At 44.1% G+C, this 13,553-nt stretch carries 15 protein-coding genes; 12 read left to right on the top strand and 3 right to left on the bottom strand.

Annotated features, from left to right (window positions below):
* Nucleotides 1-187 precede the first annotated feature (187 nt).
* The 6 genes from MY9_RS17510 to MY9_RS17485 are packed head-to-tail and all read left to right on the top strand — an operon-like array spanning nucleotide 188 to nucleotide 4,550.
* Nucleotides 188-664 carry an 8-oxo-dGTP diphosphatase gene (locus MY9_RS17510; protein WP_080478281.1) on the top strand — a complete coding sequence of 159 codons (477 nt, stop codon included), beginning with the start codon at nucleotides 188-190 and terminating at the stop codon, nucleotides 662-664.
* A 24-nt stretch (nucleotides 665-688) separates the two neighbouring features.
* Nucleotides 689-1,576 carry an RNase adapter RapZ gene (gene rapZ / locus MY9_RS17505; RefSeq protein WP_003235371.1) on the top strand — a complete coding sequence of 296 codons (888 nt, stop codon included), beginning with the start codon at nucleotides 689-691 and terminating at the stop codon, nucleotides 1,574-1,576.
* Between the two features lies 1 nt (nucleotide 1,577).
* Nucleotides 1,578-2,531 (top strand): gluconeogenesis morphogenetic factor, encoded by a 954-nt coding sequence (gene mgfK, locus MY9_RS17500; RefSeq protein ID WP_040082505.1) that lies wholly within the window; start codon nucleotides 1,578-1,580, stop codon nucleotides 2,529-2,531.
* 22 nt (nucleotides 2,532-2,553) lie between these two features.
* The gene (whiA, locus tag MY9_RS17495; RefSeq protein WP_003243775.1) at nucleotides 2,554-3,504 is read left to right on the top strand and encodes a DNA-binding protein WhiA; all 951 of its coding nucleotides are present in this window, start codon (nucleotides 2,554-2,556) and stop codon (nucleotides 3,502-3,504) included.
* A gap of 23 nt (nucleotides 3,505-3,527) precedes the next feature.
* Nucleotides 3,528-3,785, top strand: a complete 258-nt coding sequence (locus MY9_RS17490) for an HPr family phosphocarrier protein (RefSeq protein WP_003219835.1) — start codon at nucleotides 3,528-3,530, stop codon at nucleotides 3,783-3,785.
* Nucleotides 3,786-4,550, top strand: a complete 765-nt coding sequence (locus MY9_RS17485; protein ID WP_080487939.1) for an arylamine N-acetyltransferase family protein — start codon at nucleotides 3,786-3,788, stop codon at nucleotides 4,548-4,550. It begins immediately after the preceding gene.
* A gap of 35 nt (nucleotides 4,551-4,585) precedes the next feature.
* On the opposite strand, the gene MY9_RS17480 is transcribed toward MY9_RS17485, so the two are convergent.
* Nucleotides 4,586-4,795 (bottom strand): hypothetical protein, encoded by a 210-nt coding sequence (locus tag MY9_RS17480; RefSeq protein WP_014665489.1) that lies wholly within the window; start codon nucleotides 4,793-4,795, stop codon nucleotides 4,586-4,588.
* Between the two features lie 146 nt (nucleotides 4,796-4,941).
* Here MY9_RS17480 and psdR point away from each other — a divergent pair, with 146 nt between their 5' ends.
* The 4 genes from psdR to psdB all read left to right on the top strand — a co-directional run bounded on the left by psdR (nucleotide 4,942) and on the right by psdB (nucleotide 9,496).
* Entirely contained in the window at nucleotides 4,942-5,655 is a 714-nt protein-coding gene (psdR, locus tag MY9_RS17475) for a two-component system response regulator PsdR (RefSeq protein ID WP_014665488.1), read from the top strand.
* The gene (psdS, locus tag MY9_RS17470) at nucleotides 5,649-6,719 is read left to right on the top strand and encodes a two-component sensor histidine kinase PsdS (protein WP_014665487.1); all 1,071 of its coding nucleotides are present in this window, start codon (nucleotides 5,649-5,651) and stop codon (nucleotides 6,717-6,719) included. The genes psdR and psdS overlap by 7 nt, the downstream gene beginning before the upstream one ends.
* Nucleotides 6,720-6,801: 82 nt before the next feature.
* Nucleotides 6,802-7,581: a lantibiotic ABC transporter ATP-binding protein PsdA gene (gene psdA / locus MY9_RS17465; RefSeq protein WP_014665486.1), complete on the top strand. Its 780-nt coding sequence runs from the start codon at nucleotides 6,802-6,804 to the stop codon at nucleotides 7,579-7,581.
* Complete coding sequence (gene psdB, locus MY9_RS17460) at nucleotides 7,556-9,496, top strand: lantibiotic ABC transporter permease PsdB (protein WP_014665485.1); 1,941 nt, start codon at nucleotides 7,556-7,558, stop codon at nucleotides 9,494-9,496. The genes psdA and psdB overlap by 26 nt, the downstream gene beginning before the upstream one ends.
* A gap of 36 nt (nucleotides 9,497-9,532) precedes the next feature.
* Here the strand turns inward: psdB and MY9_RS17455 are convergent, their stop codons facing one another.
* Nucleotides 9,533-10,510, bottom strand: a complete 978-nt coding sequence (locus MY9_RS17455; protein ID WP_081483646.1) for a 2-hydroxyacid dehydrogenase — start codon at nucleotides 10,508-10,510, stop codon at nucleotides 9,533-9,535.
* A 382-nt stretch (nucleotides 10,511-10,892) separates the two neighbouring features.
* Between MY9_RS17455 and MY9_RS17450 the strand changes: the two genes are divergently transcribed.
* Together MY9_RS17450 and MY9_RS17445 are read left to right on the top strand one after the other, a co-directional pair.
* On the top strand, nucleotides 10,893-11,486 hold the full coding sequence (locus tag MY9_RS17450; protein WP_014665483.1) for a beta-class carbonic anhydrase: 594 nt from the start codon (nucleotides 10,893-10,895) through the stop codon (nucleotides 11,484-11,486).
* 18 nt (nucleotides 11,487-11,504) lie between these two features.
* Nucleotides 11,505-13,097 (top strand): SulP family inorganic anion transporter, encoded by a 1,593-nt coding sequence (locus MY9_RS17445; RefSeq protein WP_014665482.1) that lies wholly within the window; start codon nucleotides 11,505-11,507, stop codon nucleotides 13,095-13,097.
* Nucleotides 13,098-13,124: 27 nt separating this feature from the next.
* On the opposite strand, the gene MY9_RS17440 is transcribed toward MY9_RS17445, so the two are convergent.
* Nucleotides 13,125-13,445: a MazG nucleotide pyrophosphohydrolase domain-containing protein gene (locus MY9_RS17440; protein ID WP_041521427.1), complete on the bottom strand. Its 321-nt coding sequence runs from the start codon at nucleotides 13,443-13,445 to the stop codon at nucleotides 13,125-13,127.
* Between the last annotated feature and the right edge of the window lie 108 nt (nucleotides 13,446-13,553).

The raw sequence follows: 13,553 nt of genomic DNA, 5'->3' as shown, positions 1-13,553 counted from the left end.
CGGATTCTCCAGTTATCCGTGTCCTTTTTTTGTCCAAAAATAAAAGATGAATGCCAATTACAGCAAAATCATCTGAATTAACGAAAGAATATGCTGTAAAATAGAAGAAAAGATTGTCAATGTCTCTTCATTGTGGGAGGCATCTTGAAGCGGTATAATAAAGAGACGATGACAGGACGAAGGTTAGGTGACGTACTTGCAAAGAGTGACAAATTGTGTGCTTCAGACGGATGACAAAGTTCTTCTGCTGCAAAAGCCGAGACGCGGCTGGTGGGTCGCGCCGGGCGGCAAGATGGAGAGCGGAGAATCAGTCAGAGACTCCGTCATCAGAGAGTACAGAGAAGAGACTGGTATCTATATCATAAATCCTCAATTAAAAGGCGTTTTTACCTTTATTATTAAAGACGGTGACCACATTGTCTCCGAGTGGATGATGTTTACGTTTGTCGCTGATTCTTATACAGGACAAAATGTATCAGAATCAGAGGAAGGCAAACTGCAGTGGCACGATGTCAATGACATTCAGAGCCTGCCTATGGCCCCTGGAGACGGCCATATCCTTGATTTTATGATGAAGGGACAAGGGCTGCTGCACGGCACATTTACGTATACACCGGACTTTGAGCTGCTCAGTTATCGTTTAGACCCGCAGCACATCAAATAGAAAGACAAGTCAGGGGGGAGAAAGATGAGTGTTAGTGAATCACATGATATTCAGCTTGTCATTATAACCGGAATGTCGGGAGCGGGGAAAACTGTCGCCATTCAAAGCTTTGAAGATCTCGGCTATTTCTGCGTCGATAATCTTCCGCCTTCATTGCTTCCGAAGTTTTTAGAGCTGATGAAGGAATCAAATTCGAAAATGAGCAAAGTTGCGCTCGTGATGGATCTGCGCGGCCGCGAATTTTTTGACCGGCTGATTGAAGCGCTGGATGAAATGGCCGAGAATCCGTGGATCACACCGCGAATTTTATTCCTGGACGCGAAGGATTCCATTCTCGTCACGAGATATAAAGAAACGAGACGCTCGCATCCACTTGCAGCGACTGGCCTGCCGCTTGAAGGCATTGCGCTGGAACGAGAGCTGCTTGAGGAATTAAAAGGCCGCTCTCAGATCATTTACGATACATCTGACATGAAGCCGCGTGATTTACGCGAAAAAATTGTAAAGCACTTTGCCTCAAACCAAGGAGAGACATTTACCGTAAATGTGATGTCATTTGGTTTTAAATACGGTATCCCGATTGACGCAGATCTCGTCTTTGATGTCAGATTTTTGCCGAATCCGTACTATATCGAAAGCATGCGGCCGCTGACTGGCAAGGATGAAGAGGTTTCCTCTTACGTCATGAAGTGGAATGAAACGCAAAAGTTCAATGAGAAATTAATTGATCTGCTGAGCTTTATGCTTCCATCTTACAAAAGAGAAGGAAAAAGCCAGGTCGTCATTGCGATCGGCTGCACAGGGGGCCAGCACCGCTCTGTGACACTTGCCGAGAATCTAGCTGATTATTTCAAAAAGGATTACTATACTCATGTTACTCACCGGGACATTGAAAAGAGAAGCCGGAAATAAGATGGGACAAAAACCGAAAATCGCAATCTTTGGCGGCGGTACAGGCCTTTCTGTATTGCTTCGGGGCCTAAAGCATAAACCCGTTGACATCACGGCCATTGTAACAGTTGCCGATGATGGGGGAAGCTCTGGCCGTCTGCGGAATGAACTGAAAATTCCGCCTCCCGGAGACATCAGAAATGTGCTTGCCGCTTTATCCGATGTGGAGCCGCTTGTTGAAGATCTTTTTCAGCACCGCTTCAATAAAGGGAATGACTTAACAGGCCATTCTCTCGGGAATTTGATTTTGGCAGCGATGACAAATATAACCGGTGATTTTTTTCACGCTGTCACAGAAATGAGCAAGGTGCTGAATGTAAGAGGGAAGGTTTTGCCGGCTGCAAATACCAGTGTTGTTTTGCATGCTGAGATGGAGGACGGCCGCGTGGTCTCAGGCGAGTCAACGATTCCGGCATACGGACAGCGCATTAAGCGTGTTTTTCTCACGCCTGAACAGATTGACCCGCTGCCGGAAACGATAGACGTGATCAGGGAAGCGGATTTGATTATTATTGGCCCGGGAAGCCTCTATACAAGCATTCTTCCCAATTTGCTCGTCCCAAAAATCGGGGAAGAAGTGATAAAGGCACCGGCGAAAAAAGTATACATTTGCAACGTGATGACTCAGCCCGGTGAAACGCTCCATTACACCGCTGCTGATCATGTGAAAGCGCTCAATCAGCATATGGGCTGCGGTTTTATTGATACGATATTAGTGAACAGTGAAGACATTCCCGACGAAATAAAGCGTAAGTACGAAATGGAATCCGCACGTCCTGTTGATTTTGATATCGATGAGCTGAAAGCGATGGGGCTTGAAGTCATCAGAGACCAAATCGTAACGTATAAAAATGACGTAATTCGTCACGATACACATAAAGTGGCCTCTCTTCTTGTTGATTTACTGAAAGAATGAAGCCTTGAAATGAGGTGGCTATATGTCATTTGCATCAGAAACAAAAAAAGAATTAACCAATCTGGAAGTGAAAGACTGCTGCATTAACGCCGAGCTGTCTGCACTCATCCGGATGAATGGAGCTTTATCATTTACAAACCGCCATCTCGTACTCGATGTTCAAACCGAAAACGCGGCGATTGCCCGCCGCATCTATACATTGCTGAAAAAACAATATGACGTGTCGGTCGAGCTGCTGGTCAGAAAGAAAATGCGGCTGAAAAAGAACAACGTCTATATTGTGCGTTTTTCAGAAAATGCAAAAGCGATCTTAGAGGATTTAAAAATACTCGGGGAGAATTTTGTGTTTGAACGAAGTATTTCGAAAGAGCTGGTCAAAAAGAGATGCTGCAAGCGTTCTTATATGAGAGGAGCATTTTTGGCAGGAGGTTCGGTCAATAACCCGGAAACCTCCTCGTATCATTTAGAAATCTTCTCTCTTTATAAGGAGCATAACGATTCATTATGTGACCTGTTAAATGAGTTTCAGTTAAACAGCAAAACGCTTGAACGGAAAAAAGGCTACATCACCTATTTAAAAGAGGCTGAAAAGATTACAGAGTTTCTGAACGTAATCGGCGCTCACAACTCGCTTCTGCGATTTGAGGATGTCAGAATCGTTCGGGACATGAGAAATTCGGTCAACCGCCTCGTCAATTGTGAAACAGCCAACCTAAACAAAACGATCGGCGCTTCGCTGAGACAGGTGGAAAATATTAAATACATCGATGAAAGAATCGGCCTGGAGGCGCTTCCTGAAAAACTTCGGGAAATCGCGCAGCTGCGGATTGACTATCAGGAAGTGACGCTGAAAGAGCTGGGGGAAATGGTAGCAAGCGGGAAAATCAGCAAGTCAGGGATCAATCACAGGCTGAGAAAACTTGACGAAATCGCAGAACAGCTGCGGACAGGGCAAACCGTCACTTTAAAATAACCGTAAAGAAAAGGGGAGATCTTATGGTTCAACAGAAAGTGGAAGTTCGATTAAAGACAGGACTGCAAGCACGTCCTGCTGCTTTGTTTGTACAAGAAGCAAACCGGTTTACGTCAGATGTGTTTCTTGAGAAGGATGGGAAAAAAGTAAACGCCAAAAGCATCATGGGGCTGATGAGCCTGGCGGTAAGCACAGGCACTGAGGTTACCTTGATTGCCCAGGGAGAAGATGAACAAGAGGCGCTGGAGAAGCTGGCTGCTTACGTTCAAGAAGAAGTTTAGGTGATAAAAATGAGTGACTTTCTAAAAGACTGCTTTCAGAAAATCGGCTGGGAGAAAGACCATGTCAGCTTCGGCGATCTTCCCCTTTTTCTCAAAGCAATGGCATACCGTTTTCCATTTGAAAACCGCGCCGTACTTGCAAAAGAGAATTATAGGGTAACAAAAGAAGATCTATGGCGCCGCCTGGTCAAAGAACAGCACGGCGGCCTATGCTACGATTTAAATGGTTTCCTTTATTTTGTCTTGCGTGAGGCCGGGTTTCATGTGAAGCTCATTCGAGGAACGGTTTATGCAGGCAATCAAGAGGGATGGGCGCTAGAAGGGACGCATGCTGCTGTATTGCTGTCTGCGGAAAACGGCGATTACCTCGTTGATATTGGTTTCGGCATCAACCTGGCGCTTCAGCCGATACCGATTTCCGGAGAAACGGTACAGTCACCAGTCGGGTCATTCCGAATCAAAAAAGAAGAGACAGAAATGGGCAGCCATGTGCTGCTGATGGACAAAGGAGAAGGCTGGCAAATTGGGTACGCCTTTACCCTTGAAGAGAGCGATCTCTGTGATTTAGATAACATGAAGGACATGATTCACTCTCATGAAAAATCTCCTTTTAACAAATCACCGCTTGCCTCAAAGCTGACACCGAGCGGAAGGATGGTCATGTCAGACCGCCATTTCACGATTCATGAAAACGGCGGTGACATTCAAAAAAGGGATATCGGCCCTTCAGAATTTGAAGAGAAATTAAATACTCATTTTTTGTAACGTAAAAAGCTTGCAGGTTATCTGCAAGCTTTTTCTTATGAGCAAGTGTAGATTGCTGTATCAAATGCGTCTTCAGGGATATACAGTTTTCCCTTTTCGTATTTATAAGGAATCTCATTCTCTTTAAAGCACTCTTTGGTATAGTCAGTTAGTGTATCCCCAATTTCTATGTATTTCCCGGTATAGTTGGGCTGACATGCTGAAAGAATTGACGTAATGGCCAGAAACAGCATGATTTTCTTCATCACGACACCTGCCTATTATGAAAATTTTACCTATACCATTCTATCATATCGAAAAGAAAAAGACCGATTTACTATTCTGCACATGCTATAATAATTTTGGAATCTTCTAGAAAAATCATCGTGATGTACATATAAGGGGGATCAACGTGTATCAGATTTTGCTTGTGGAAGATGATGAGCGGATTGCTTCTTTGCTGGGCGGTCATCTTCAAAAATACGGATATGAAGTAAAAATTGCTGAACAGCTGAATGATATAAAATTGGAATTTGCAGAAATGAAGCCTGATCTTGTCCTGCTTGACATCAACCTGCCTTTTTTTGACGGGTTTTATTGGTGCAGGCAAATACGTACGATTTCTAATGCGCCGATTATCTTTATATCAGCACGGACCGATGAGCTGAATCAGGTAATGGCGATTGAAAATGGCGGCGATGATTATATCACAAAGCCGTTCCATCTAGAGGTAGTGATGGCCAAAATCAAAAGCGTCCTGCGCCGCACATATGGTGAATATTCGCCCTCTTTGCCGCAGGAATCAAGAATAGTGGAACTTGGCGGGCTGACGATTTATCCTGATCAGAATGAAGCGGAGTGGAACAGCGTCCGGATTTTGTTTTCCCAAAAAGAATTCCAGCTTCTCTCGATTTTTGTAAGGGAGCACAAAAAAATTGTCTCCCGTGATGTGCTATTGGAGGCGTTATGGGATGACGTTGATTTTGTCGATGACAACACGTTAACGGTCAATGTCAACCGGCTGCGGAGAAAACTGGAGAATGCCGGACTGAAAGATTGTATTTCAACAATCAGAGGACAAGGCTATCAATTTCAAGTCAATCGGAAGGATGAAGCGGAGTGTTAAAGACGTATCTCATCGACCGTTTCGCCATTATACTATTTTCATTATTAGGGATAGGGGCCAGCATGCTGATTGCGTATTTAAGCATCATAGAGAGCGGCGCAGAACCATCTAAAGAAAATATGGTGTATATATGGATTTTGCCCGGTGCTCTTTTAGCCGCAGGTTTTGCAGCTGATTACGTTCGGCAATTTTCCTTTCTTACCTATGTCAAAAAGCTTGCAGAACAAGCGTCTGCTGCAAATGACATCGGACAGTCTTTGAAAGCCCGAAAGCCAAGAACAGGAGAGCAAGCGCTTTGGACGAAAATGATCAACGCACTCGGACAGCAATACGAAAGCAGGTTCTCACAATATATCAATCAGCAAAAGCAGCATTATACCTTCACCAATCAATGGGTCCACCATATGAAAACACCGGTATCCGTCATTTCCTTAATGATTCAGGAAGGAAAAAGCGGAACCGCACCCTCTTTTCCGACGTTTTTAGAGGAGCTGGAGGATGAGAATGAGAGATTTCGCCACGGTCTTGATATGATGCTGCAAACGGCTCGGCTGGAGGAATTTTCCTTTGATGTAAAACCGCAAACCTTTGATTTGGCAGAAATGGTTCGTTCACTGATTAATCAGGAAAAACGTCAGTTTATTAAACGGCGCCTTTTTCCAACATTACATGTGCCGCCAAATGCCGTTCAGATTTCCAGTGATCAAAAGTGGCTTTCCTTTGTTGTCGAGCAAATCCTTTTCAACGCTTTAAAATATTCAAAGCAAGGTGTGGGAGACCCTATTACAATCCGGATTGAAACACAGGGACATGAGACACGATTGTCGGTTGCCGACGAAGGAATCGGCATACCGCCGCAGGATCTGCCGCGGATTTTTGACGCGTTTTTTACCGGAGAAAACGGACGAACCATGAAAGAGGCAACTGGAATGGGCCTTTATTTAGCAAAACAGGTGTGCAGCCGTCTCGGCCATAAGCTGTATGCGGAATCAAAAGAAGGAGCTGGCACTGTGATGACCATCGTGTTTTCAAGTGACACCCTCGTGAATGTGACAGCATTGTAAGGTTGGGGAGCGGAATTGCAAGAAAGTTCGATGGGAGGATGCTGACTTCCTTTTTATAATAAAGAAAAAGGAGGAGCAGAACATGAACGTGTTGCAAACAACGAACCTATCGAAAACGTACTATTCAAATAAAGGGACAATCTCATATCAAGCGCTCAGCGGCTTTGATCTCAGTGTGGCAAAAGGAGAATTTGTCGGGATTATGGGGCCGTCTGGAAGCGGAAAAACCACGCTCCTGAATTTGCTGGCTACCATTGATAAGCCGACGCAGGGCGAGATGATGATCAACGGCATTCAGCCGAAAACGTTAAAGGACCAGGACTTAGCTATGTTTCGCAGAAGAGAACTAGGCTTTGTCTTTCAGGACTTTAATCTGCTTGATACGCTGACGATACGTGAAAATATTCTCTTGCCGCTCGCATTGGATAAGGTAAAGCTGAAAGAAATGGAAGCCCGTTTGGATGAACTGGCTGATACGCTGCAAATCAAGCATATTCTTGACCACCGGACATACGAGGTGTCGGGCGGGCAGCAGCAGCGGGCAGCTTGTGCCAGAGCGATTATTCACAATCCGGCCCTCATTCTTGCAGATGAACCGACAGGAAACCTCGACTCAAAATCGGCAAAGCAAGTGATGAACACACTGGCTCAGCTGAATGAAGAAAAGGAAGCGACGATTTTATTGGTTACGCATGATGCCACAGCGGCAAGCTTCTGTAAACGGATTGTGTTTATTAAAGACGGACGTTTCTTTTCAGAGATTCACAGAGGAACAAACAGGCAGGTGTTTTATCAAAGTATATTGGATACCTTGAGTGTGTTGGGAGGCGATTTTCATGAATTTGAGAACCATCGCCCGTAAAAACATTCTTGGGAATCTGCAACGATATGTCGCCTACTTTTTAAGCTGTGTGTTTGCCGTTTCAGTGTTTTTTGTCTTCACATCTTTTATTTTTCATCCTGATGTCAATGAAGACAATATATATGGCGGAAGCCTTGTCAAAACATGCTTGAGTGCAGCTCTTGTCGTCATCATTGTGTTTTGTATATTTTTCATCACATATTCCAATTCGGCTTTTTTGCAGGCAAGAAAGAAAGAGTTTGGCCTGCTGACGCTGTTTGGCACATCAAAGCAGCAGCTTCGCAAAATGATTTATTATGAGCAATCACTCATTTCTCTTGCAGCGATTGCGGCCGGCATTGGAGCAGGTCTTTTATTTTCAAAACTGTTTTTTATGATCATGACATGGATGCTCAGCGTGAAGGTGCCGATTTCGTTTGCCATTGTACCGAAAGCGTTTGTGATGACAGCTGTCGGCTTTCTCATCCTGTTTCAGACGCTGCTCATTTTATCACTGGGGCGGATTCGGAAGCTGGAAATCATTGAACTGATTAAATCGGCCCAAAAGCCGAAAAGCCTGCCGGTCTATTCGAAATGGCTCACTGTGCTGTCTTTGCTTTGTCTTGGCAGCGGTTATTACTTATCTGCAACAGCCAATGCGATCGATATGATGTTTCGTGTCTTTCCAATTTTGATTTTAGTATTAATCGGGACGTATTTCTTTTTTACCCAAAGCAGTGTGGCGTTCTTCCGCATGCTGTACCGAAAGAAACAAAGCTTCTATAAAGGCACGAATATCATTGTGCGTTCCAACATGATATTCAGGCTGAAGGATCATGCACGCATGCTGTTTTTAACCTCTGTCATTACGGCGGTCATACTCACAGCTACAGGTGTCATCTATATGTTTTATTCCGATTTACAAACGCAGGAGGAGCAAAGCATTCCTCAGTCTGTTTCCTGGGTGGAAAAAGACGCGTCGCGATTTCAGGTCATGAAGCCTGAGACGGCTGAGCATACATTGAAAAAAGCTCATGCTGTTATCAAGTATAAGGTGGATACAACAGGGATTCCGGTCACTTTCCAATCAGATTTGCCGTATGGAAACAAGAAAACAGAAACGGAAGCCTTGCTGATTCCAGCAAATATCTATAATCTAGTCGCAAAGGAAAAAGGGTTTCCAGTTATTCATTTACAAGAAAACGAAGCATTTATTAATGTTCCTTTTCAAATGATGGTGAAAGACACATTTGGAGAAGGGAAAACAGCGGCATTTCATATGAAGTCAGGAAAGATACTTTCCTACACAATGAAAAAGCAGCAAAACAAAGGGATATTGATGTCAGTCGATGGAGTCAGCCGTTTATTGGTTGTCAGCGAAAAGAGCTTTGACAGTCTGTCACAGAATGTGCCGCTGAAGGAACAGATGAGAGTGGTAGGTTATGAGCTTGAGCATTGGCAGGAGACGGTGGATGTCTCTGAAAAGCTTGAAAACATGGTGCCGAAAGAACATATATCTGATTTTCAAACGCGTGCTCCAAGCTATCAAATCGTGAAGCAGGGAGTTGCGTTAATGCTGTTTATTGGTCTGTTTGTCAGCGTGCTGTTTTTTATCGTGCAAGGAAGCATGCTGTATTTGCGGATGTTTACAGAAATAGAAGATACAAGAGTGCAAGGTTTAGCATTAAAGAGAATGGGAATTACAGACAGAGAGATTCACTCGATCCTTGGAAAACAAATTGGATTTTTGTTCTTCATCCCATTTATTGCGGGCACAATTCACGCCGGCTTTGCGTATGCAGCGTTAAGCAATATGCTGAATTCCAACTTATTTTTTGAGGCTGTAATTGTCATCTTCATTTATTTTGTGTTCCAGGCTGTTTATTATATCGTTACCCGCCATATTTATAAGCGTGCTGTTCTTCAGCGTATGTAATATAAAATCCGGTCTGTGTCAGACCGGATTTTTGATTTATTGAAATTCTCTTGTAAGATTTTTCGGTGTTTGTCCTTGAATAGCTGCGATCATATTTTCGGCGGCCTGTTTGCACATGTTGAAGCGCACTTTTGCTGTTGCTGAACCAATGTGCGGAAGCAGCGTAACGTTATCCAGCTGGAGGAGCGGGTTATCTTGGGTAACAGGCTCTTTTTCGTATACGTCTAAGCCGGCTCCTCTGATCCAGCCTTCCTGAAGGGCGCGAATCAGCGCTTTTTCATCAACTGTCTTTCCCCGGGAAATATTGACGAAAATTGCTGAATCCTTCATCATCTTAAATTCACGTTCGCCTATCATATGGTACGTTTCATCTGTTAGCGGCGTAATGAGCAGAATAAAATCAGATTGCTCCAGCAATGTATCAAGCTCAGCGTACTTAACGCCGATGCTGTCTTCCGTTTCTTGTTTGCGATGGCGGTTATGATAAAGCACTTCCATATCAAAACCAAATTTGGCGCGTCTCGCTGCTTGTTCGCCAATTCTGCCCATGCCGATAATGCCTAACGTTTGATGATGAACGTCAATGCCGAAAAGCGCTTCCTCTTCAACGGTTCCCCATTTTCCCGCTCTGACAAAACGGTCCAGTTCGGCAACACGTCTGGCAGAAGACAGAATCAAAGAAAAGGCCAGATCTGCTACTGTGTCATCCAGTGTATAAGGTGTATGAGTGCCGACGACTCCTCTTTCTTTCATTGCTTCTATATCGAAGTTATCGTAGCCTACTGATTGGTTGCTGACCACTTTGAGCTTAGGCGCGTGTTCCAGCAATTCACGATTGATTGACGGTCCGGACGTTCCTGACGTTAAAAGCCCTTCCGCATCTTTTAATTTCTCAAATAGCACATCACTCGGAAGCGTATCCTCCTGCCATACTTCATAACGGCAATGTTCACCGATGAATGCTTCAATCTCTTCAGGAATCGGTTTTGTGATAAATACAAATGGTTTCAACAAGGCTCCCCCTTTATTGCTGTTGTCCATTTTATTATATCGGAAATAAATAAATGTTAAAAATATGGCTGCGTCTATTTCAATTTCTGGTTCTTTTGAACTTAAAATGGAGATCGGACAGCTAAATCCGCTTAAAAAAGTTTTTTAATTATCAGAATTCACCTATATTTTTTGTCAGACAAATCATCAATATCGAGTTGGAGCCAGATTATAGGATTCAATAAATATAAATTTTATTATCTTTGAAAGATATAAATGTTTATGTTTTGATTCTACAGTCCAATTATAGTGTCTTTTTTTGAAAGCCTTTTCGCAGTGAATTCCTATGCTATAATTCCTTACTGTAAGCTGGGGAAGAAGGCTTGCAAAAACATATGGATGGGAGATGAATCAAATGGTTTCTTTAACATCAATTTTGGAACACAATCAGCGGTTTGTCAGAGAGAAGAAGTATGAACCGTACAAAACGACTAAGTTTCCTTCAAAAAAGCTCGTCATTGTCACTTGTATGGATACAAGGCTTACAGAACTTCTTCCGCAAGCAATGGGGCTTAGAAACGGTGATGCTAAAATTGTAAAAAACGCGGGAGCCATCGTTTCTCACCCATTTGGAAGCGTGATGAGAAGCATACTGGTGGCGATTTATGAATTGCAGGCTGAAGAGGTATGCATTATCGGCCACCATGAATGCGGAATGTCAGGACTGAATGCTTCCTCAATTCTTGAGAAAGCAAAGGAACGCGGAGTAGAGGATAGCTGCCTGAATTTGCTGACGAGCGCCGGACTTGATTTGAAAACGTGGCTGACCGGCTTTCACAGCGTGGAAGAAAGCGTTTCCCACAGTGTGAATCTGATCAAGAACCATCCGTTGCTACCGAAAAAGGTGCCGGTACACGGGCTTGTCATTCATCCTGAAACAGGAAAACTAGATGTGGTCATTAACGGTTATGAAACTGAGCTCATAAACACACATTTATAAGGGAGGTTATAGCAAAATATGCGATTCTCAGGGAGATTCAAGGGATACAATTTGCAGAAATTTCAGAAAGATTTAATTGCAGGTATCGTAGTAGGTGTCGTGGCAATTCCATTAGGGATGGCGTTTGCCATTGCCTCGGGAGTCGAGCCTGAATATGGGCTGTACACTGTTGTTATAGCTGGGATTTGTATTTCTTTGTTTGGAGGATCCAAATATCAAATTGGCGGTCCGACGGGCGCCTTTGTCCCAATTTTATTCGGCATTATCATGCAGTATGGCTTGGAAAATCTGCTGATTGCGGGGTTTATGGCAGGAGTGATGCTGGTGCTGTTCGGGCTGTTTAAGCTCGGAAAAATAATGAAATTCGTGCCAAAACCCGTTATCATCGGTTTTACAGCCGGAATTGCCGTGTTAATCTTTACAGAACAAATCGCTAATTTTCTCGGATTGAGAAATGTTGAAAAACATGAGAACTTTCATCACAACATGTTTGAAATTGTGCAGCAGCTCGGCACCTTTAACGTGTATGCCATTTTGACAGCTGTGATCGGGCTTGTCATTTTGCTTGTATCCGCCAAGGTGATGCCTAAAGTGCCGGGCGCTTTGTTGGCGCTTCTTATTTCCACAGTGGTCGCGGTTGTCTTTTTCCCTGACCGCATGGCAACGATTGGGTCAACTTATGGAGAAATCCCCCGCCATTTGCCTGAATTTCAGTTTCCTGAGCTTACTCTGGATAAAATGGTCATGCTGTTTCCGGCAGCGCTTGTCATCGCGCTTCTTGGAGGACTTGAGTCGATTTTGTCGGCAATGGTCGCTGATAACATGAAGGGCTCAAAGCATGACAGCAACAAAGAGCTTGTCGGCCAGGGGATTGCGAATATGGCAGCGCCCTTGTTTGGCGGAATCCCGGCTACAGGAGCGATTGCGAGAACGGCGACCAATATAAAAAACGGAGCGGTTTCCCCTGTTTCCGGCGTCGTTCACGGTGTAGTCGTTCTCCTTGTCCTGCTTGTATTCGCGCCTTATGCCTCCCATGTGCCGCTTGCCAGTATGGCACCGATTCTCATGGTGGTCGCGTGGAATATGAGTGAGCGCAAGGAAGTCGCAAATATGCTGAGACTGAAAAACGCTGATTCCTTTATTTTGGCGGCGACCTTCGCCCTCACGGTTCTGTTTGACTTAATCATCGGTGTGGCAACCGGATTGCTGCTTGCATTCGTGTTCTTTATCAGAAGAATGAGCGAAGCGACCCGCATCCACAATCAGGAATCGCATCCTGTTCTGGCGAAGAGAGAAGATCCATCTGTCAGCATGTATGCAATAGAAGGGCCGCTGTTTTTCGGATCAATTGATTCCCTTGAATCGTCATTGCTGGAGCATGTACAGAAAAAACCGAAAACCCTCATCCTGCTCATGAATAAGGTGCACTATATGGATACGTCAGCTGAAGCGGTGCTAGGGAACATTATGAATCGAATTAAGCGCCACAATGGAAAGCTGATGATTGTAGGATTACAATCGCAGCCGAAGGAGCTGCTGCATAAAACAGGCCTTTTTCACAAAATAGGAAAACAGCATTTCTTTGATCACCATGATGAAATCACAGGTTAAAAAAAGCGGCTATTGCGGCCGCTTTTTTTATGCATGCTCAAATCGTTTTGTCAGTTTTTCTTGGTGGGACTTCATGACGTCTTCTAAAGAGACACCATACATATCAGCAAGAATGGCGATATTTCCGATGACATCTCCCATTTCTTCGATCAATTCTCGTTTTTTCTCGGCGCGTGACGATTCTTTCTCATCCGGCCGGTCTCTGCCAATTTCATACGCCCTCACAGCCCGGGCCAGTTCTCCGGCTTCCTCCATTAAAAAGCCGACCCGAATAAACGGCCCGTATTCTGTCCAGCCTCTTTTTTCGTAAAACTCTTTCATCCATTTTTCTGCATCAGCCAGCTGCAACATCATCACTCCTGCATTCTTTATGTATTTCATATTGATATTATCACATGAAGATGGGACAATATATAGTGTCTTTCGGGATATTTAACACGATATATAGATGCGGAG

This window comes from Bacillus sp. JS (genome assembly GCF_000259365.1).
Lineage (GTDB): Bacteria > Bacillota > Bacilli > Bacillales > Bacillaceae > Bacillus > Bacillus stercoris.
This window is presented reverse-complemented; position numbering and strand designations above follow the sequence as displayed.